This is a genomic window from Polyangiaceae bacterium, assembly GCA_016715885.1.
Taxonomy (GTDB): Bacteria; Myxococcota_A; Polyangia; order Polyangiales; family Polyangiaceae; genus Polyangium.
Genome location: JADJXL010000020.1, coordinates 387,186 through 407,468, shown reverse-complemented (window position 1 = coordinate 407,468; position 20,283 = coordinate 387,186). Strand labels below are relative to the sequence as shown.

At 61.5% G+C, this 20,283-nt stretch carries 15 protein-coding genes; 8 read left to right on the top strand and 7 right to left on the bottom strand.

Annotated features, from left to right (window positions below):
- Nucleotides 1–9 precede the first annotated feature (9 nt).
- The 4 genes from IPM54_27045 to lspA (IPM54_27030) form a co-directional block, all read right to left on the bottom strand.
- The gene (locus tag IPM54_27045; GenBank protein MBK9263449.1) at nucleotides 10–861 is read right to left on the bottom strand and encodes a hypothetical protein; all 852 of its coding nucleotides are present in this window, start codon (nucleotides 859–861) and stop codon (nucleotides 10–12) included.
- Between the two features lie 94 nt (nucleotides 862–955).
- On the bottom strand, nucleotides 956–1,963 hold the full coding sequence (locus IPM54_27040) for a prolipoprotein diacylglyceryl transferase (protein ID MBK9263448.1): 1,008 nt from the start codon (nucleotides 1,961–1,963) through the stop codon (nucleotides 956–958).
- Entirely contained in the window at nucleotides 1,960–2,646 is a 687-nt protein-coding gene (lspA, locus tag IPM54_27035; GenBank protein MBK9263447.1) for a signal peptidase II, read from the bottom strand. Before lspA (IPM54_27035) ends, IPM54_27040 begins: the two co-directional genes overlap by 4 nt.
- A gap of 81 nt (nucleotides 2,647–2,727) precedes the next feature.
- A complete protein-coding gene (gene lspA / locus IPM54_27030; protein MBK9263446.1) occupies nucleotides 2,728–3,426 on the bottom strand; it encodes a signal peptidase II in 699 nt (232 codons plus the stop codon).
- Nucleotides 3,427–3,526: 100 nt separating this feature from the next.
- Between lspA (IPM54_27030) and IPM54_27025 the strand changes: the two genes are divergently transcribed.
- Nucleotides 3,527–5,872 (top strand): DEAD/DEAH box helicase, encoded by a 2,346-nt coding sequence (locus tag IPM54_27025; protein ID MBK9263445.1) that lies wholly within the window; start codon nucleotides 3,527–3,529, stop codon nucleotides 5,870–5,872.
- 28 nt (nucleotides 5,873–5,900) lie between these two features.
- Here IPM54_27025 and IPM54_27020 read toward each other — a convergent pair whose 3' ends face one another.
- Nucleotides 5,901–6,467, bottom strand: a complete 567-nt coding sequence (locus IPM54_27020) for a hypothetical protein (GenBank protein MBK9263444.1) — start codon at nucleotides 6,465–6,467, stop codon at nucleotides 5,901–5,903.
- A 6-nt stretch (nucleotides 6,468–6,473) separates the two neighbouring features.
- Complete coding sequence (locus IPM54_27015; GenBank protein MBK9263443.1) at nucleotides 6,474–7,892, bottom strand: sulfatase; 1,419 nt, start codon at nucleotides 7,890–7,892, stop codon at nucleotides 6,474–6,476.
- Nucleotides 7,893–7,986: 94 nt separating this feature from the next.
- On the opposite strand from IPM54_27015, the gene IPM54_27010 reads away from it, so the two are divergent.
- Nucleotides 7,987–10,092, top strand: a complete 2,106-nt coding sequence (locus tag IPM54_27010; GenBank protein ID MBK9263442.1) for a DUF4139 domain-containing protein — start codon at nucleotides 7,987–7,989, stop codon at nucleotides 10,090–10,092.
- A 54-nt stretch (nucleotides 10,093–10,146) separates the two neighbouring features.
- Here the strand turns inward: IPM54_27010 and IPM54_27005 are convergent, their stop codons facing one another.
- Nucleotides 10,147–11,967, bottom strand: a complete 1,821-nt coding sequence (locus IPM54_27005) for a 3-isopropylmalate dehydratase (GenBank protein MBK9263441.1) — start codon at nucleotides 11,965–11,967, stop codon at nucleotides 10,147–10,149.
- Nucleotides 11,968–12,376: 409 nt separating this feature from the next.
- On the opposite strand from IPM54_27005, the gene IPM54_27000 reads away from it, so the two are divergent.
- The 6 genes from IPM54_27000 to meaB all read left to right on the top strand — a co-directional run bounded on the left by IPM54_27000 (nucleotide 12,377) and on the right by meaB (nucleotide 20,227).
- Entirely contained in the window at nucleotides 12,377–12,736 is a 360-nt protein-coding gene (locus IPM54_27000; GenBank protein ID MBK9263440.1) for a hypothetical protein, read from the top strand.
- Nucleotides 12,733–13,194: a type II 3-dehydroquinate dehydratase gene (gene aroQ, locus IPM54_26995; GenBank protein MBK9263439.1), complete on the top strand. Its 462-nt coding sequence runs from the start codon at nucleotides 12,733–12,735 to the stop codon at nucleotides 13,192–13,194. The genes IPM54_27000 and aroQ overlap by 4 nt, the downstream gene beginning before the upstream one ends.
- A 137-nt stretch (nucleotides 13,195–13,331) precedes the next feature.
- The gene (accB, locus tag IPM54_26990; protein ID MBK9263438.1) at nucleotides 13,332–13,775 is read left to right on the top strand and encodes an acetyl-CoA carboxylase biotin carboxyl carrier protein; all 444 of its coding nucleotides are present in this window, start codon (nucleotides 13,332–13,334) and stop codon (nucleotides 13,773–13,775) included.
- A 38-nt stretch (nucleotides 13,776–13,813) separates the two neighbouring features.
- Nucleotides 13,814–15,151 (top strand): acetyl-CoA carboxylase biotin carboxylase subunit, encoded by a 1,338-nt coding sequence (gene accC / locus IPM54_26985; protein ID MBK9263437.1) that lies wholly within the window; start codon nucleotides 13,814–13,816, stop codon nucleotides 15,149–15,151.
- Nucleotides 15,152–15,416: 265 nt separating this feature from the next.
- Nucleotides 15,417–19,196, top strand: a complete 3,780-nt coding sequence (locus tag IPM54_26980) for an FAD-dependent oxidoreductase (GenBank protein MBK9263436.1) — start codon at nucleotides 15,417–15,419, stop codon at nucleotides 19,194–19,196.
- A 14-nt stretch (nucleotides 19,197–19,210) separates the two neighbouring features.
- On the top strand, nucleotides 19,211–20,227 hold the full coding sequence (gene meaB / locus IPM54_26975; GenBank protein ID MBK9263435.1) for a methylmalonyl Co-A mutase-associated GTPase MeaB: 1,017 nt from the start codon (nucleotides 19,211–19,213) through the stop codon (nucleotides 20,225–20,227).
- Nucleotides 20,228–20,283 lie beyond the last annotated feature (56 nt).

Below are 20,283 nucleotides of genomic sequence, written 5' to 3'. Positions count from 1 at the left end.
CGCCGGGGTTCAAAGGTCGTAACCGGCAAACGTAGCGGCACCCGCTTGCAGGCGAACTTGCACGAAGAACGCTTGTTGCGCGATGTCGGTGAGGGTCAGATCGACAATCTCCGCCGCGCTCGGGCCGTCCACGTTGAGCGCCAAAATCACGCCTGCGGGGCCGGTCTCTTGCACTTGGTTTGAGTACAAACCAACGCCGGTGTCGTACACGATCGTCGCGCCGGATAGAGGTGTCGTCAGCGACACGCCAGACAGCGGCTGCCCATTGCGAACGATCTTCATCACGATCACACCACGCGAGTCGTCGATCGCGATCGGCGCGGGCAAACTCCCAGCAATGGCGGCAATGACTTGGCGATCGACCACGGGCAACGTGATTGCGCCACTGACGGGCACGCTCACCACCGAATGCGTCGAGAAAATCCCCGTAGCTCCCAGCGTTTGGTCTTGCACGAAAAACCAGGTCGCACCGCTCATCACGGACGGCAGGCTGAACGAGGGCATCATGTCGCCGTAAGGAGCGTCGATCGTGGAGCCCGTGTTCGATGTGGTGAAGATCGTTGCAGCGCCGATGTAGGGCGCGACCTGCGAGAAACCGAGGTCATTCAAGACGCCGACGTTTCCGCTGACATCGTTGGACGCCGCCGAGCCGCCAGCGCCGCCATCGCCGCTCGAGCTGCCGCTGTTGGAGCCTCCCGTCGTCACGATGCCGCAATTCGTCCCGGCATCAGGCGGACAATGCGGACGAGGATTGGTGTTGGAGTTACCGACCTCGCAACCGACCATCGAAGCGAACGACAAAGCAAGAATCGATATCGCCGTGAGACCGGCGCGAACGAAGCGAGCTGGCGATGAAGTCATTCACCGAGAATACGCCCGTCACGACAAGCCCGCAAAACTGAACGCGCAAGGGAATCGGCTGACGTCGTGCACGCCCGCCCGAGTTGAAGTCATGTCACGCGGCAGGCGCGGCTGCGACGGGAGCAGATGGCTTCGAGAGCCGTTTGTGCAGCGCATAAGCAACGCCAATCAGCACGACGCCAATGAGCTGCGATGTCGACAGGCCAAAGAGCGCACCTCGATCGTCCGCACGCCAAATCTCGAGCACGAAACGTCCGATGGCATAAAGCCCGAGGAACGTGACGAAGACCTGCCCGTCGTAACGTTTCCGTCCGTGCACGTAGAGCAGGCAGTATGCAGCGATGGCGAAGGAAACCGCCGACTCGAAGATCTGCATCGGAAGAACGGGGTGCGAGACATGATTCTCGGCCGCCAATTCCCCGAGCTTGAATTGCGCTTGGCTCGCGGGGCTGTTCGGCGGGAAGGACAAACCTAGCGCGCTGTCGGTGCGTACGCCGAAGCAGCACCCGGCGAGCAGACAACCGATGCGCCCGAAGCCAAGCCCGAGCGGCACGGCAAAACCGGCCATGTCGGCAGCTTTCCAAAACGGAAAACGGTCGCGTCGGAGCAGATACACGGCCATGGCCGATGCGCCGATGAAGCCGCCGTAATACGCCAAACCGCCCTGCCAAAACTTCGCCCACGCAAAGCAATCTTGCCCGGGCGGATGACACACGCCGCGAGCCGCATCCCACACACCGCGAGGCACGCGTTGTTCCTCGCCAAACGGATACCAGCCTCCGAGGCTGAAACCCGATCCGCGAGAGACGAGCTGATTGCACTGCGCCTGATTGTACGGCCAATCGACCTTCGACGGATCGGTGCACAAGTGCACGTAATCCCAGAAGTATCCGTCAGCGATGACGTGGAGCAGCCGCCCACCGACGACGCCCATGAGCAAGCACGCGAGCCCGAGATCGACGATGACGTCCGGATCCTGGCCAATTCTGCGTGCCCATAGCGTTCCCAATGCCGTGGCAAACAAGAAGCCGGCCAGGAGAAGCCCGAAATAGGCTGGAAAACCGATATCGAAGTAAAATACTCGAAAAAGCTCCGGCCTCATTTTGCCGCTTCAGCCTTCTTTTCAGCTTTGCGCGATTGGAACATATCGACCGCCATGAGCAGCACACCCGCGACGATCGCAATGTCCGCAATGTTGTACGTCGGCCAATGATACCCGCCGCGCGTCGGACCCGTAAACCGTTCGATGAAGTTGTCCAGCCACGTTCCTTCACGCGTGTACATGTCGATGAAGTCGATCACGTGGCGATACCGAATCCGGTCGACCAAGTTGCCGAGCGCTCCGCCCAGCACGAGCGGCAACCCCCACCGAAGCGCCGTCTGATCCGGCGCAAGCTTGCGGTAGAGCGATACGATGAAACCGATGGCCACGATTGAAACGAGAATGAAAAACGGCACGCGTACGGCCGGACTCTCGTTTTGAAGCAATCCCCACGCACCACCTGGGTTGTGAGCCAGCACGAGCCCCAAGAAACCGTCGATGATCTCCCGACGCTCGAAGGGATCCGACAAGTTCTTCACGGCCCAATGTTTCGTCCCGAGATCCGCCACGAGCGTTACTGCGGAGACGATGACCAAAAATGCGTAGGGGGGCCGATATGCGGGCTTCGCCTGAGCAGCAGCGTCGTCGGCCTTCGGCGCCAAAGCAGCCGTTTCGTCCGTCTTCGGCGAAGCTTCGTCCTTGGCGTCTTGCGCTGTCCCCTCTTTTGTTTCCGCGTCGCTCATAGGTTCATCGAGGGGGCGCTTCGCCGTACGACCCCAAAATCTGCGTTGGGCTTCGCCGCTACTCCACGCTGCGGCGGTTGTCTACTCTTTTGGCATCGGCTCCAATACGCCGCCAGCCGGTTCAATGACCGTCGATTGTATCGTCGAGTTGCCGTCAGCGTTTGAAAGCTCGGGCGTATTCCCCGGTCCTTTCGGGGGCGTTTCGGTCGATACGTGTCCCTTGCGCCCGGAGAACGTATCGAGTGCCATCAGCAGCACACCAGCCACGATCGCGATGTCTGCGACGTTGAACGTCGGCCAATGAACCTCCCGACCCTTGTACATCATGTACCAGTCGATGAAGTCGATGACCGAGCCGTAACGAATGCGATCGACCAGGTTGCCGATGGCACCTCCGAGGGCGAGGGGCAAACCCCAACGCATCGCCCATTGATCGGGATGAAGGCGCCGATAGACGGCAATGATGAAAACGATCGCGGCTGAAGAAACGAACAGAAAAAACGGACGGCGCAAATTTTCCGGCAAACCACGCAAAAAGCTCCACGCTCCCCCCGGATTGAGCGTGTAGATGAAGTCGAAATGATTCGGGATCACCGTGATGCTTCGCGGTCTCGTCCTATCCGCCCCGCTCAGCATCGCCTTGGCCCACCACTTGGAAGCAAGATCCGCTGCCGCCGAAATCGCCGTCACGGTCACAAGCAGCGCAATGGACGGCCGGTATCCATCGGACGCATCGGTCTCTGCAGCGTTTTCGTCGGGACGATCCGAGCCGGAAGTCATGAGGTGGGAAGGTGTACGCGATTGAGCAGGGCGACGCAAAGTCCTCCCACCTCACCATCGCAAGTGGCGCATAGCGGTACATCCGTTTAGTATCGCGCACATGCCGCCGCCGCCTTGGAAGCAGCCCGTAGGCGTGGATGCCGTCGTTTCGCAGTGGATCGCATCGGGCGACGTCCGCCCATGCCTCACCGCCGATCACGAGCTTCCCGCGTCCGAAGGCAAATACCGAAGCATTCCAGCCGACTTGCCCGAACCGCTGCGTCGTGCGCTCGCATCCCGCGGAATCGAAAAGCTCTACTCGCATCAAGCCGAAGCGCTCGAAGAAGCCAAGCGCGGCAAGCACGTCGTGGTAGCAACTCCCACCGCGAGCGGCAAAAGCCTCTGTTTTCACCTGCCTGTCATCCAAGCCTTGATGGCCGATCCGGATGCGAGCGCCATCTACCTTTACCCGACAAAAGCCTTGTCGCGCGATCAAGAGGCGGGCGTTCAAAAGCTCGTGCGCGATGCGGGCCTGACCATCCCGGCCATCGTGTACGACGGGGACACGCCGGGGGACGCGAGGCGCGCTGCGCGTGAGCGATGTCCGATTGTCATGACGAACCCGGACATGCTCCATTCGGGTATCCTCCCGCATCATGCGCATTGGGCGCGCACGTTTCAGCGGCTTCGTTACGTGGTCATCGACGAGCTGCACACGTACCGCGGCGTTTTCGGTTCGCACGTAGCGCATGTGCTGACGCGTCTCGTGCGTGCGGCGAGGTTTCACGGAGCAAACCCCGTTTTTCTTTGCGCAACGGCCACCATCGGCAACCCCGCTGAACACGCCGCCAAGTTACTCGACGTTGGTCAAGACGAACTCGTCGTCATCGGCGAATCCGGGGCCCCTCGCGGTGCACGAAGGCTGTTCATGTACAACCCGCCCGTGGTCAACGCCGAGCTTGGGGTACGCGCGAGCACGCTGAAAAGCGCCGTGCGTCTCGCGGTGGATCTCATCGGCGCCAAGGTGCCCACGATCGTCTTCGGCCAATCGCGGAACTCGGTCGAGATCATGCTCAAGTACCTTCGCGATCGCGTGGGCGATCAAGTGGGTCCGGACGCGATCATGGGTTATCGCGGCGGCTACTTGCCGGAAACGCGCCGGCGAGTCGAACGCGGGCTACGCGAAGGCGAAATCCTTTGTGTGGTCGCGACAAACGCGCTCGAGCTCGGCATCGACATCGGCGAGCTCGATGCGGTCGTCTGTGCCGGTTATCCCGGCAGCATCGCAGCGACGTGGCAAAGGTTTGGCCGAGCGGGTCGGCGCGGAGGCACGAGCATCGCCGTGATGATCGCCAACAGCACGGCGCTCGATCAGTACCTCGCGCAGAACCCGGAATACCTCTTGCGCGGCGAAGTCGAGCAAGCGCGTATCGATCCGGAGAACACCGAAGTCCTCATCCAGCACTTGAAATGCGCAGCGTTCGAGCTGCCTTTCATGCGGGGCGAGAGTTATCGCGAGATGCCGCCGGGGGACACGAGCGAAGCTTTGCAGTTCCTCGCCAAACACGGCGTCGTTCACGAATCACAGGACAAATTTCACTGGGCGACCGATGCGTACCCGGCCAACCACGTGAGTCTTCGGACCGTGGGTTGGGACAATTTTGTCATCGTCGATCGCGTCGAAGGGAAGGTTTTGGCGGAGCTCGATTGGCGTTCGACGCACACGATGCTGCACGAGCAAGCCATTTATCAGCACGATGGCGAGCAGTACCAAGTGGAGAAGCTCGACTACGAGAACCACAAGGCGTTCGTCGCGAAGGTCGAGCCGGACTACTTCACGACGGCCATGACAAACCGCAAGGTTACGGTCATCGAGGAAAACTCACGCGGCACGCTTGGTAGGGCGAACATTGGGTACGGCGAGGTGAGCATCGTCGAGAAGATCGTGGGCTACAAGAAGATCAAGTTTCACACGCACGAGAACACGGGGTACGGGGACGTGCGTTTGCCAGACATGCAGATGCACACGACGAGTTTTTGGCTCACGGTGCCCGAGGCGATTTGTCTCGAAATGGGCATGGGTCGAGCTGCGGCGATCGAGGGCATGCGCGGCATTGGAAAAGCGCTCGAAACTGTCGCGACGCTGGCGCTCATGTGCGACCCGCGGGACATCGGACAAACCTTGGGGGACGGCGGAGACGAGAGCGGCGAGCTACCGCCTCGAGCATCTGGAGGCGCGCACGCTGGGTTTGACCCGACGATCTTCCTCTTCGACAACGTTCCTGGAGGCGTGGGTTTGGCCGAGCGCATCTACGAACGAGTGCACGAGCTCCTTTCGCGCACGCGTCAGCTCGTTTCGCGTTGCTCGTGTCCGTCGGGTTGCCCCATGTGCGTCGGTGCGACGAGCTCCGAAGCGATTCGCAAGAAGGCCGCGCTGGGGCTCTTGAATCGAATCTTCGATGCGTAGTTCCCCCTCTCCGCTTGCGGAGAGGGGGTTAGGGGGTGAGGCCCTCGCACTCGTAGCCAGACGCGTCGTCGTCGTCGTCCGGGTCATCTGCGACGCGCGATCGATCCACGACGAGCGGTGGGTAGATGCTCGTGAGGAACTTCTCCGACGTGATGCCTGCGACGCGAATGTCCATCTCTTCGAGGTGCGCACGCGTCTCTGCGATGGCGACCTCCAAGTTTGCCTTCAGCGCCCGTTGCTTGGGTAATGCTTCGCGCTGGAAAGCCGTCTCGGCCCGCAAAATCTGTTCGTATTGGGCTGCGACCGTATCGGTTGCCGACGTGCGCACCGTGTCGTCGACGAGGTGCGCTGCGCGGATGGCACCGCGGTACTTGACGCGTTCGCGTTCCAGGAAATCTCGGTAAGGTTTTACCGCGGCGGATAGGTTCTGGATCTGTTTGTCGAGGCGAACCAGTTCCTTCTTCAGCGCCGTCTTGCGGTCGCTCGCGAGATCACTTTGCTCCACGTGCGCGGCCAGCGTCGCGTAGATCTCGCGAGCCCAGCGGAGATGGCGCAGTCCCGAAGCACCTCGAGAGAGTTTTTCCAAGGCGACCAAGTCCTCTCAGCAGGGTTTGCCCTTTCGCTTGCCCTTCAGTTTTTCACGCATCTTGGGACAAACATCTTTGATCGTCTTGACGCGTTCCTGGTACGCGTCCTTCATCTTTTCGAACTCGGCAGCGTGCGACTTTTTCAGGTCTTTTTTCTCGTCCCAGTCGTCTTTGACGTTGAAGAAGCGGTAGCCCCAGTCGTCGCCTTCCGCGATGAGCTTGAAGTCACCTCGCACGAACGCGCGGCGCCTGTCGTTGTCGCTCGTGCGCGGCAAGTCGATGATGACGTCACGCGGTTCCGGATCCTTGCCGTACATCTCGCCCACGAGGCTCGTGCCTTGCATGTCCGGATGCTTTTCGACGCCGAACATTTCCAGGATGGTCGGCGCCAAGTCGATCCCGCTGCGGGGCACGTCGATTTGTCGCGGTGTGATGCCGGGAGCGCGGATCATCAGCGGAACGTGCGTTAGTACATTCCAAACCTCGAAGCCGTGACGGTACATCTTGTGTTCACCGAATGCTTCGCCGTGATCGGCCGAAATGATGATGGCCGTGCGTTTGCCCCACTCTTGCGCGTCGACGAACTCGAACAGCTCGCCGATGTGTTTGTCCGTGAACGTCATTTCAGCGTCGTACTTGTCGCGCGCCGATTTGCCGTACGGGCCGATGCCTTCGTGCGGCATGTACTCGTCGTGCGGATCGAGCAGGTGGTACCAGGCGAAAAACCGGCCGCCCGTGTTTGCCTTGTCGGACAGATGTTTCTTCGCGAGCTCGATGTGCTTCGGGCTCGTGATGTTCCTGTCCGTGTGGTTGTCTTTGATGAGGCCCGGGACGATGTCCCAGATGTCGAAGCCTTGGTGAAACCCGGCTTTTTCCGGTGCGAAGTAGAAGTGCGCATGTGCGCTCATCGTGCGAATGCCCGCCTTTTGAAGCAGCTCGGGGAACATCAACACGCTGTCGGGGTAGTTGCCGAAGAAGTACCCACTGCGATCGACTTCGCTCGGATAACGCCCCGTGAGAAACCCTCCGAGGCTCATCGATGTGTACGACGAGATCGCGTAGAAGCGTGAATACGACACCGCGGTCTTCGCGAAAGCCGTGAGCACGGGCGCGATGTCGCGCTTGTAGCCGAGCCACGGCATGTCGGCGCGCATGCTGTCGACCGTGATGACGAGGATGTTCAGATCCTTTGGCATCGCAGGTCCAGCCGGCGCTGTTGGCTGTGCGTCCGCGGGTGCGGCAGATGCAACGGCCGATGCCGACGCCTGTGGAACTTCGACGACCGGAACGGGCTGTGATGTCGCAGCTCCAGGCGATCCCGCAGGCTTCGGTGGCAGCGATTCACCGCCTTGAGAGCATGCGGGTAGCGCCGCGAGCAGTGTTGCGAACAGGACCAAGCGTTCTGTCGAGGGACGGATCGAAGGCAGCAGCATGGCGCCGCCGTTCTAGCGCATTTGTGGTGTAAGGCCGCAAAAACGACGCCGTTTGATACGGTGGGGGCGTATCCTTTCGGTTTTCGAGGGCATGATGATCGGACTGCTTCGTTCGCGATTGGGCTTGGTAGGAGGGTTTTTCCTCGTTGCGGCGGCGTTGCCGCTCAGCGGTTGCGCACGTGGACCAGACGTGGAAAGCGCGTTGTCGCTGCGGCGTGTGGTGATCTATCGCAACGGCGTTGGGTACTACGAACGTCGTGGACACGTGGAGGAACCCGAGGTTGCGTTCAAAGTTCGGACGGAACGGATTGGTGATTTTCTCGCGACGCTCGCGGTGATGGAGCAAGGTGGAAGCAGCGTGCGAAGCGCTTCCTTTCCCGTCGATATCGACAAGAAACCGGGCGACGACGACGACGAGGAAGAGGCGGACGAGAGCGAGGTCGAGCCTGCGCCCGACGCTCGTTACGGCTTTCCGATGCCTCCGCAGCCGCCGAAGCCGAAGAAAAAAAAGAAGAAGGACGACCGTGAAACGGTGCGTTTGACGCTCGATGGGAACGAGCATGACTTGGTCGTCGGGTACGTTGCGGAGACGCCCGTGTGGCGGCCGTCGTATCGCCTCGTCATCGGCAAACCGGGAGCGGGTGCAACCGAGCCTGTCGCGGATTTGCAAGCTTGGGGCATCGTGCAGAACCAATCGGGCGAGGATTGGAAAGGCGTGAAGCTCACGCTCGTGGCCGGCGCGCCACTTGCGTTCCAAGCGACCCTGGACAAACCCGTCATTCCGCAGCGCCCTGTCGTCACGGATCAGGGCGAAGTCATCGGAGCACTTCCGCAAACCGAGACGACGCTCGCATCGGCGGCTCCAGCGCCTCCACCGCCGCCGCCAGGTGTTTATGGTGGATATGCTGGCGACGAGGAAGGCGGCGAGACACTCGATGGGTTGCTTGCCGAGGCCGAAGATGCCGACATGCCGGCTGAGGCGCGGATGGCGGCTCCGACATCTCGGTCGGCACCGATGAAGAAGGCCGAGCGTTCACGCAGCGTGGCGGGGAACTATGGGGGCGCCGGTCGCGCCACGGGGATGCCGGCGCAACCGTATCGACCCGAGCCTGGAGTCATTCCGTCGGGGCCGCGCAACGTCAATGCGCTTGCTGCGGTGGCCGTGGAAGGCGGCACGACGCGGTACGATCTCCCCTTCCCCGTCGACATTCCGAACAAGAGCGCGACGATGGTCTTGCTGCTCGCGCAACGCGTTCCAGGCGAAGCCAACTTCTTGTTCGCGCCAGACGGCGGCGTGCCGGCGTCGCACTCCCATCCGTTCCGCGTAGCTCGCTTTACGAACACCACGAAGGGCATGCTCGAAAAGGGCCCCATCGCGGTCTTCGACGACGGAGCGTTCCTTGGTCAAGGCATGGTCGATCCGCTTCCGCCGGGAGCCATCGCGACCGTTCCGTTTGCGCTCGAGCGAGGCATCGCGGTCACGACGGATCGCAAGCAGGACGAGCTCAGTGCGCGGCTTGCGAGGATTGAATCGGGGCAGCTCTACATCGAGCGCGATTACGTCTATCACACGAAATACACCGTCAGTAACGGCACGGACTTCGACGCTCGTACGCTCGTGAAGCATCCGCGCAATCCTGGTACGCGCCTCGAGAATCCACCGAAGGGAACCGAGGACAACATCGGCACGGGCACGGCGCTGGTTCCATTCATGACGCCGAAGCGTGGAACGAACACGCTCGACGTGGAAGAACGGCGCAGTTTTACCCGCAACGTCGATGTTTTGTCGAACCTTGCGGACGATGCGGTCAAGGCTTACTTGGCGGATCCGCGCGCGGACAAACTCGTCGTGGCCGAACTAAAAAAGGCGTGGGAGGCGCGTGCTCGGCTCCGCAGCGCGATCGACGAGCGGAACAAGCTTTCCACCGAACAGGCCAACCTCGAGCGCGAGAGTGAGCAATTGCGGCGCAACTTGAAGGCGATCGAGAAGGTCAAAGACGATCCGCGCGACACGGTTTCACGTCAAAACACCGAGAAGATGCGCCGAGACTTCACGGAACGTTTGGGCAAAGCATCATCGCGGCTCGGTGAAATCACCAAGCGTCTGACGATCATCGAGATCGAGGTCAGCGAGCAATCGATTCGGCTGCGCGACATCATCAGCGGGATCAAGCTGGACAAACCCCTTCCCACTCCCTGACGGCGCGCCTCCTCCCCCTCTCCGTTCAGGGAGAGGGGGCTGGGGGATGAGACCCTACGCCTTCGAACCTTTTCCAGACGGCGCCGGTCTCGAGGTTCCCGCGTGCGTCCACGTGCGCTCGGTACCGATCGCGAGCCAGGCCAAGTCGATCGTTTGTTCACCAACGGTTGCTCGAACCTTGTTCGACCACTGCGCAGGTTCGGGCAGCGTGAGCGTTTTTTCCTTGGCGAGCGCTTCGATCGTCGATGCGTCGGCGCCGAGCGCTGCGATGCCTTCGCTGGCGAAGATCGTGACGATGCCGCTCGGGATGAGCGGCGCGATGACAGCGCGCAGGTTCGCGAGCTCGATCATCGCTTCTGCGGCCGCTCGCACTTCGTCCACCGATTGCAGAACGAGCGCGATGCCTGCTGAAGGCGGCGCTGCCGTCGAAGCGTTTTGGCCCACGGCAACCAAGGCCGGCGCGTGGCGGATGCCTTTGACCACGTCGAGCGTGGCGGCGCCTTTCCACGCTGCGATTGGCGCAAGCGCGGGCGCTTTTCCAGAAACCGTCCCCTCCCCCTTCTTGTCGCGAAGCACGAGCACATCATCTGTCGGAAGCGCGCGCGGTACCGTGACGCGAACCGGGCGCTTGAATGAGCGCGGATCACCGACGGCTCCCGTGGCGACGGCGTACGCGAGCGTTTCTGCAGATGCGACGACGAACGGAGGCGAGCCCGAGATGCGCGGCGCGGGATCTGCCGTACGCAAAGACAAACCACCTGGAGGAGGCGGGTAGAGATCACCGTGCGTGATGCGTCGATCCGGCTCGATGATGCGCGCTCCCGTTGCGATGAGATCGACGAGAGATCCCGATTGCGCGAGCACTTCGAGAACCTGTCGTGATGGAGGCGCAACGATTAGATCCAGCCGCGGAGGCACGCGCTTGGACTTCAGGAGCATCGCTGCAGCGAGCATGTCGCGCAGCGTGACCCCGGAATCACCACCGAGGACCACTTGCGCAACGGGTTTGCCCGCGAGATCGCGCACGGGACGAACGGTGCCCGTCTCGTCCATGAGGAGCGGGTCTACGGTAGCGAGATCGATGGAGATGACTTCTTCACACGGGGCGCCGGGATCAGGAACGAGCGCTCGGTGCGCTTTGGATCGGCGCTGATCGCGGAGGAACACTTCCGTTTTTTCGTCGCTGACGAACAGCGCCGCGGCCGCACCGACTTGAGGAGCGATGCCGCAAAACACGGCGCGATCCGATACCGAGATGAGGCGTGCGCTCGGGCCCGCGAATTCCAGCACGACGGGCGCGTGATGTTCGGCTTCGATGCGCCGGACGATCTCGTCGAGGCCGCGCCTGAGCAGTTCCAGGGCGACATCGCGCGCGCACACGAACGGACGCACGCGACCCGACAGGTGGACTTGTACGCTGCGTGGAGGCCTGACCCACACGGATCCCGTGGCGAGGGCTTGCCCGAGTTGGGCAGGAGAAACCACCATGGCGAACATGCCGATGCCTCCCACGGGTGCGAGGCGCATGTCGTCTGTCAGGGCAAACCTGGCAGGAGCGGCGAATCGTTCGAGGTGCACGGGCGCGGGGAACCCGATGCCGCCGCGTGCGATGGGCACGTTGTGTGCGGGAAACTCGGGCAGCACTGCGCGAGGTGCTCCGTCGGCGATTTCGGCAAGCGATCGCGCGTCGGTGACGCACGTGCCCTCGTAGGCCACCGCCAGCTCGACAGGCGTTTTCTTCATGCCGAGCGCAAGGGCTTCAGCCAGGGTTCGTCCGGGGCTTCGGGACAGGATGATCTGGTCGACCTTGACCTGAACGAGATCCCCTCGGAGCTGCGGATCGGTGGCGCGACCTGCGAGGATTTTTTGAGGCATCGTGCGGGGAGGATCCCCAGCTCGTGCACGCATTGTGGTTAGGCCGTCCTTGTCGGTTTCGGGTACGCGTGGATAACGGCATGATCACAGCCCGAAGCCGTAACCGCGAAGTCCTTACCGACGTGGAAGCGTCGACGATCTCCTTCACGGAATGCCGCGAGTCGTCACCATCCTGTCGCGTCGCACGTTAGCCGCTTGCGGGGACGAGGGTCAAGCGTGGCTTATGCGGGCCCGTAGGTGCGGGAATCGCTCGGATGCCCTCGGGATGCAAGAGACAAAAGAACATCGAGGAACTCGACTCGGTTTGCGCATCGTCCCGCACGGACAAATCCCGGTCTTTCGAGCCGCTCAGCCACTGTTCTTGCCTTTATCTTTCCCCTTCGCTCTGGGTTCGCTAACGTCTCCCTTTATGTTCCAAACCGTCCTCAAGGAGGTCGTCGACGGGACCGAGGGGGGCATTGCTAGCCTCCTCATGGACTTCGAGGGCATTACCGTCGATAGCTACTCGAAGTCGGACGCCCCGTTCGACATCAACATCATCGGCGCCGAGTTCAGCGTCGTGCTCAAGTCCATCCAGCGAGCTGCGCAGATGCTCGAAGCAGGTGATGCGGCCGAAGTCGCGATCCAGGCCGCCAAGGTCACGACCCTCATCCGCGTACTCGGCAACAACTACTTCATCGCCTTCTCCCTTCGGCCGGACGGCAACCTCGGCAAAGCGCGATACATGCTCCGAACACGCGCACCACTGCTGCTCAAGGAGCTCACCTGACAGCCGCCCTCAGACGCGTCCTCGTCGTTTCCGGACCCAACCTCGACAGGCTCGGAAAACGCGAAACAACCATCTACGGCACAACGACTCTCGCAGACATCGAAGAAGCCGTACGAGCCGTCGCAGCCAGCGAAGGCGTCGATGTCGAGTTCATGCAATCCAACCACGAAGGCGAGCTCATCACGCGCGTTGGTCGCGCAGCGGATGAAGGCTTCGTGGGTGTCGTGATCAATCCAGCAGGCTATTCACACACCTCCGTTGCACTTCACGATGCGATCCGCGCCAGCGGCATTCCCGTCATCGAGGTGCATCTCACGAACATCGCCGCGCGCGAATCGTTTCGCCATCACTCGATCACCGCTGGTGCGTGCGTTGGATCCATCAGTGGCTTCGGCCCTGCATCGTACGTGCTCGGACTTCTCGGCCTGCTCTACCACCTCGAACATCGATCTGCGTAGTCGAGCGCCGCTGCGCGCGTAACGCGTGACGCGCCACAACGCACTTTCCTTTTCTCGTTCTTCCGCTAGAAGTCCACTCGCTTTCCGAGACCGCGCGACACGCTCTCGCGGTCGTCGATCATCGAGCCATCTTGCGCATGAACATCGACCTCAAACAGATCCAAGCGCTGCTTCGCCTGCTCGAAAAGCGCGACGTTGCCGAGTTCGAATTCGAAGACGAACACGTACGCCTTCGCCTCGTGCGCGGTGCGCCATCGTCCGCTCCCCGCGAAGCTACATCGCACATCGTCGCGACGTCGACGCCTCGCGCAGAAGCTCCTCTGCCGAGTGACGTTCCTGCGAGCGACTACGTGACATCGCCGTTCGTCGGAACGTTTTATGCCGCCCCTGGCCCAGACAAACCTCCCTTCGTCACGATGGGCGCGACGGTTCATGCAGGACAAACCCTCTGCATCGTCGAAGCCATGAAGCTCATGAACGAGATCGAGGCCGAGTATGCGGCGGTCATCGAGGAGCGTCTCGTTCAGGATGGGCAACCGGTCGAGTTCGGTACCAAGCTCTTTCGTGTCAGAAGACTGTGATTTCACGCGCGTGGCGCAGCTAGCGGAGGCCCAGGCCCTTGTTCGGCAAAATCCTCATCGCCAATCGTGGTGAGATCGCACTGCGGATCATTCGCGCATGCCGCACGCTCGGTGTTCCCACGGTCGCCATCCATTCGGAGGTCGATTCGGCGGCGCTGCACGTTCGCTTCGCGGACGAAGCCGTTTGCATCGGGCCTGCGGATCCACGCAAGAGCTACCTGAACATCCCGCAGATCATCGCCGCTGCCGAAATGACCGGCGCAGACTCGATCCATCCAGGGTACGGGTTTCTTTCGGAAAACGCAGAATTCGCCGAGCTGTGTCGACGGTGCGGGCTCACGTTCATCGGCCCAACGCCTGAATCCATGAGATTGTGGGGGGACAAAGCATCGGCGCGTGAAACGGCCAGACGTCACGGCCTGCCGCTCTTGCCGGGCACGGGCGTTCTCAAGGACGCTGCCGAAGCTGCCGCTCAAGCTGCCGACATCGGCTACCCCATCATCCTCAAAGCTGCGGGAGGCGGCGGCGGGCGAGGCATCCGCATCGTGCGTAGCGCGTCGGAGATCTCGTCTGCATTCGAAACCGTCACCTCCGAAGCGATGGCGGGCTTCAAGAACCCGGACATCTACCTCGAAAAATTCATCGAAGAACCTCGGCACATCGAGCTGCAGGTTTTAGGAGTCAAACCCGGCCGCGTGCTCGTTTTTGGCGAACGCGAATGTTCGCTTCAGCGACGTCACCAAAAGATCGTCGAAGAAGCGCCGAGCCCCGTGATGACTCCGGACAAACGCGGAGCGCTCGGCGACATGTGCCAAAAGGCGCTCGAAGAAACCGGCTACACGTCCCTAGGTACGCTCGAATTTTTGATGGATGAACGTGGCGATCTCTACTTCATGGAGATGAACACGCGCTTGCAAGTCGAGCATCCCGTGACGGAGTTGATCACCGGCATCGATCTCGTCGAGAGTCAGATCCGCGTCGCTGCTGGTGAAGCCGTCGATCATCCCAGCGGTCGGGAGCTGGGGCTTCGCGGGCATGCCATCGAGTGTCGCATCAACGCCGAGGATCCCCACACGTTCGCGCCTTGGCCGGGCCTCATCACCGAATACCACGCGCCCGGTGGACGCAATGTGCGCGTCGACTCGGGCGTGCACGGGGGCATTCGTGTTCCCAACGCCTATGACCCGCTGCTTGCCAAGGTCATCACGCATGGCGCTACGCGTGACGAGGCGATTGCGCGCATGCGTTGCGCGCTCGACGAGTTCATCATCGGCGGCATTCGCACGAACATTCCGCTCCACAAAGCGCTGATGCGTGATCGCGACGTCGTTGCTGGGAAGATGTCTACGCGCACGATCGAGCGGCTCTGCTTCTGATCCTCCGTACAGCTTTCCGTTTTTGAGCGATCGCCGCGCACGGCCGCAAATGCTGCGCTTGCACCCAGTGGATCCGGCGCATTACATGTTGCTTGCCCTCTGCATGCGCCGCGCACACGCGCAGCGCGTTGCAAGTGGCTGTTTTCCGACCTGCGGACTATAGAGACGCCCGCGCGTCGGGCGGCGGATGCCTCCGATCGTCCCCAAACGCCGGATTCTCCACGTCCAAACGCTCCTCGTCGATTCGTACCAAGGTGAGTTCGTCATGCAAAACGGTCTTCAAGTCGACTTCTCTTCCTGGGTCAGCGGCACGTCGAACCCAGACGAGCTCGTCCTTGGTGAACCAGGGTTTTCGTACGCGGATCTTTTTGATCCCCAACGACTTGCGGACCTCACCGACCGATTTTTCTCGTTCTTCGAAGCGGAAGATGCGGACGGTTTTGCTCGGTTTTCCGCCTATCGCGCATGCCACGGCGAAGGCATGACGCCCGAAGCCGTATCCGAAGCACTTATTGCCGGTGCGCCGCACTTGTCGCGCTTCGTCGCTCGGCTTTTCGGTGTTGAGCGTGAGGTCACGGCGCTTCGGGAAGCGGCAACGACGAGGTCGCCTCTTTGGGCCTTCAAGAAGGATTTCGCGAAAGCGCGGGTGTTCAAACCGAACGCGGGCAAGTCGTGGACGGGTACCGCGGTCGAAGCGGCGCATGCAGCTCATCGAGCGCTCGTGGCCATGGGGGCTCCGGCGAGCCGCATCGAAAGTGGGTCATTCGAGGAAGAGCTGGCGGTTGCGAGTGCAACGTTGCGGCTCCTCGAAGTCGACGTCGTCGCGCGCAAAGCTGCAAAGGCTGGTGGGGCCGTTTGGACACCCGAACTGCATGCTCTGGCGGCTCAGGTGCGCGAATCTCTTGCGAGCGATCCGCTGCTCGCGGGCGTGGCCGAGAAAGTCATCGCAGTGGCCGCAGGCGCGCCGTCCGATGCAGAAGACGCGGGCGTCGTCGCGTTTGCACTCGATGCGATCGAAGCATGGCTCGCTGCGCGTCGGGCCGATCATCACGACCCTGCCGCCAAATGGGCGTCGCTTACGGCTCCGATTCCGATCGAGCACCAGAACCTCGTGCGCTTGCGTCGCGCCGACGAAAAACTCCCCGAGTTGTTCGTCGGTCACGAACACGAGCGACGCCATCGTGACGGGTTCGTCCTGACAGACAGGCGCGGGAGTGCCGTCGAAGTCGAACGCGAAGTCGACTACTGCTTGTATTGCCACGATCGAGACAAGGATTCGTGCTCGAAGGGGCTACGCGACAATAAGACCCGTGCGATCAAGAAGAACCCGCTCGGCGTGAACCTCGATGGTTGCCCGCTCGGTGAAAAGATCAGCGAGATGCACATCATGCGCCGCGAAGGCGATTCGATCGCGTCGCTCGCGCTGGTTTGTATCGACAATCCCATGCTTCCCGGCACGGGTCACCGCATCTGCAACGACTGCATGAAGGCGTGCGTCTATCAGAAGCAGCAGCCGGTCAACATTCCTCACGTCGAAACGAGTGTGCTCACCGATGTGCTCGCGCTCCCGTGGGGATTCGAGATCTACGGGCTGCTCGCGCGCTGGAATCCGCTCAACATCGATCGTCCGCATCCCCGCCCCTACATCGGGCGCAACGTGCTCGTCGTGGGCCTCGGGCCCGCCGGGTACACCCTGGCGCATCACTTGTGCCTCGAAGGGTTTGCCGTTGCGGCGGTCGACGGGCTCAAGATCGAGCCGCTTCCGGTCGAGCTCACGGGTTCGTTCGACACGCCTCCGCGCCCCGTGCGTAACTTCGAGAAGCTCTATACCGAGCTCGACGAGCGCATTTTGCTCGGGTTTGGCGGCGTGAGCGAATACGGCATCACGGTTCGTTGGGACAAGAACTTCCTCACGGCCCTGTACGTGACGCTCGCGCGACATCGTCATTTCCGCGCGTACGGTGGCGTGAGGTTTGGCGGGACGATCGATCTCGAGGACGCTTTCAAGCTCGGCTTCGACCACGTGGCGATAGCTGCTGGCGCTGGGCGTCCGACGCTGATTCCGCTGAAGAACAACGTTGCTCGCGGGATTCGCAAGGCGAGTGATTTTCTCATGGGTTTGCAGTTGACGGGTGCTTACAAGCGTTCGGCCATGGCAAACCTTCAGGTGCGTTTGCCCGCGATCGTGATCGGCGGAGGTTTGACCGCGATCGATACGGCAACCGAGCTCATCGCGTACTACATCGTGCAGGTCGAGAAGACCGACGAGCGGCTCGCAACGTTGATCGCCGAACGCGGTGAAGCTTCCGTGATGGCGATGTTCGACGAGGAAGAGCGTGAGTTCATCACGGAACAACGTGCGCATGCAGCGGAAGTCCGCGAAGAGCGCGAACGTGCGAAGCGCGAGGGGCGTGCGCCGAATTTGCAAAAGCTCATCGATGCGTGGGGTGGTGTATCGATCGCGTATCGCAAGCGGGTGCTCGATTCGCCGGCGTACAGGCTGAATCACGAAGAGGTTGAAAAGTCGCTCGAAGAAGGCGTGCGTTACATCGAGAACATGGCGCCGATCGAAGCGGTGCTCGACGAACGCGGGCACGTGCGCGCCATGATCTTCGAGCGCCAACGGTTGGACGACAAAGGAACGTGGTCGGCCACGGGTGAGATGGTCGAGCTGCCTGCGCGAGCGGTGTGCGTTGCGGCGGGAACGAGTCCGAACGTGATGTACGAAAAAGAAAACCCGGGCGTGTTCGCGTACGACAAACGGCGTCAATACTTTCTGCCGCACAAGGCGACGATCGATGTCGAGGGCAAACTCGTCGTGGAGCCCGTGGCGAATGCGCGGGATGGTTTCTTCACGAGCTTCAACGATGGGCGGCACGCCGTGAGTTTTTACGGTGACAACCATCCGCATTACGCGGGGAGCGTCGTCAAAGCGATGGCGAGTGCGAAGGATGCGTATCCGCACGTCACGGCGCTGTTTGCGCGGGACATCGCGCATCTTGCAGAAACGCCGCAAGCGGAGCGGGATGCGAAGGCGCGGGCGCTTTTCGCGAAGCTCGATGACGAATTCGACGCGGTGGTCGTGCGTGTCGATCGGCTCACGCCGACGATTGTGGACGTTGTCGTGCGCGCACCAGCGGCTGCTCGTCGATTCGAACCGGGGCAGTTTTACCGATTGCAGAACTACGAGACGTCGTCGCGTGTCATTGACGGCACGCGTCTCGCGATGGAGGGCATTGCGCTCACGGGCGCATGGGTCGACAAGGAAAAGGGCCTCTTGTCGCTGATTGCGCTCGAAATGGGCGTATCGTCGCGTCTTTTGTCGTCTTTGCGCGAAGGTGAACGCGTCGTGGTGATGGGACCGACGGGTTCACCGACGGAGATTCCGTCGGGAGAAACCGTGTTGCTCGCAGGCGGAGGGCTGGGCAATGCGGTGCTTTTCTCCATCGCCAAAGCGCTCAAAGCTCGAGGCGACAAGGTCGTTTACTTTGCGGGTTATCGAAATGGTGTCGATGTCTTCAAGCGTGAAGAGATCGAAGCCGCGACGGATCAAGTCGTGTATTGCACCGACGCTGGGGAACCGATCGAGCCGCATCGCGACGTGGATCGGCATTTCCGCGGCAACATCGTGCAAGCGATGATCGCGTATGCCGAGGGGCGGATTGGGGGCGAGATGTTCAAGCTTGCCGAGGTGAGCCGCATCATCGCGATTGGATCGGATCGCATGATGAATGCCGTCCGAGAAGCTCGACACGGGGTATTGGCGCCGCATTTGAATCCGAAGCACCTGGCCATTGCGAGCATCAACTCGCCGATGCAATGCATGATGAAAGAGGTCTGCGCACAGTGTTTGCAGCGCTGGGTGGATCCGGCGACGGGCAAAGAGCAATTCGTCTTTACGTGTTTCAACCAGGACCAACCCATCGATTCCGTGGATTTCCGCAATCTTGCGGCGCGGCTTCGAGCCAACAGCGCGCAGGAAAAACTATCCAATGCGTGGCTCGACCATTTGCTGGCCAAACACCCCGAAATGCGTCGGGTTTGACGTAAGGCGCCACGATGCATCCGATCGCCGAAAAAGTCATCGCTCGAGACATGCGTGCGACTGCACGAGCGTGCAGGCTCGTCGACGATCGAGTGGGTGACTATCGGCAAGTCCTCGTGGATCTTTTTCCGCACACGGGGCGCGCGTGGATTTTGGGCGTCACGGGCAATCCCGGCGCGGGCAAAAGCACGCTGACGGATCGCTTGATCGCGGCATTTCGAGCGCGCGGCGAACGAGTCGCCGTGGTGGCGATCGATCCGACGAGCCCTTTTTCGGGCGGAGCGATTCTTGGCGATCGAATTCGAATGCAGGCGCATTCGAGCGATCCGGAGGTCTTCATTCGATCCGTCGCGACGCGCGGCGCGTTGGGTGGTTTGTCTCGGTCGGCCATGGACATCGTGCGTATTCTTGATGCGTGGGGTGCCGACGTGGTGATTGTCGAGACCGTGGGAGTTGGTCAAGACGAACTCGAGATCACCCGTTCGGCGGACACGACGCTCATCGTGATGGCTCCGGGGCTCGGTGATGACGTGCAGGCCATCAAGGCGGGCCTTTTGGAGTGCGCGGACGCGTTTACCGTGAACAAGGCGGACCGTGATGGGGCCGATGCGACCGTGCGCGATTTGGAGCTCATGATTGCGCTTGGTGGCGAAGTCGTGCGGGCGGGTGTGCACACGCGCGGGCACACGGCTGGAACGCTGGATGTTGCGCAGCAAGTGGTTCGTCATGACAAGGACAAGTGGGTGCCGCCGGTCGTGCGAACGGTGGCGACGCGCAACGAGGGCATTGCGGCATTATTGTCGAAGCTCGAAGCACATCGGCAATGGCTCACCGGAACGGAAGCTGGCAAGGAGCGACGTTACCAGCGGCTCTGCGAAGCCATGCGTACGGAGTTGCGCGGCGCACTGTTCGACGCAGCAATTGCGGATCTGGGTGCGCAGATCGACCGAGCGGCGCTCTCGGTAGCTCGTCGCGAGACCGATCCTTACACGGCTTCTGCGGATCTCGTTGCTGCTTTTCGTGGACGTTAGCTGCCTCATCTGTGGTACAACTCTTGAATAGCTCGGTCGCTGGGCAATTGGAGGGT

Bases quoted from the DNA above. Each gene is read 5' to 3' on its own strand.
- lspA (MBK9263446.1), bottom strand. From the start codon at position 3,426: ATGACTTCCGGCTCGGATCGTCCCGACGAAAACGCTGCAGAGACCGAT.
- IPM54_27010 (MBK9263442.1), top strand. From the start codon at position 7,987: ATGATCGGACTGCTTCGTTCGCGATTGGGCTTGGTAGGAGGGTTTTTC.
- IPM54_27015 (MBK9263443.1), bottom strand. From the start codon at position 7,892: ATGCTGCTGCCTTCGATCCGTCCCTCGACAGAACGCTTGGTCCTGTTC.
- IPM54_27040 (MBK9263448.1), bottom strand. From the start codon at position 1,963: ATGAGGCCGGAGCTTTTTCGAGTATTTTACTTCGATATCGGTTTTCCA.
- IPM54_27045 (MBK9263449.1), bottom strand. From the start codon at position 861: ATGACTTCATCGCCAGCTCGCTTCGTTCGCGCCGGTCTCACGGCGATA.
- IPM54_26980 (MBK9263436.1), top strand. From the start codon at position 15,417: ATGCAAAACGGTCTTCAAGTCGACTTCTCTTCCTGGGTCAGCGGCACG.
- lspA (MBK9263447.1), bottom strand. From the start codon at position 2,646: ATGAGCGACGCGGAAACAAAAGAGGGGACAGCGCAAGACGCCAAGGAC.
- IPM54_27000 (MBK9263440.1), top strand. From the start codon at position 12,377: ATGTTCCAAACCGTCCTCAAGGAGGTCGTCGACGGGACCGAGGGGGGC.
- accB (MBK9263438.1), top strand. From the start codon at position 13,332: ATGAACATCGACCTCAAACAGATCCAAGCGCTGCTTCGCCTGCTCGAA.
- IPM54_27025 (MBK9263445.1), top strand. From the start codon at position 3,527: ATGCCGCCGCCGCCTTGGAAGCAGCCCGTAGGCGTGGATGCCGTCGTT.
- IPM54_27005 (MBK9263441.1), bottom strand. From the start codon at position 11,967: ATGCCTCAAAAAATCCTCGCAGGTCGCGCCACCGATCCGCAGCTCCGA.
- meaB (MBK9263435.1), top strand. From the start codon at position 19,211: ATGCATCCGATCGCCGAAAAAGTCATCGCTCGAGACATGCGTGCGACT.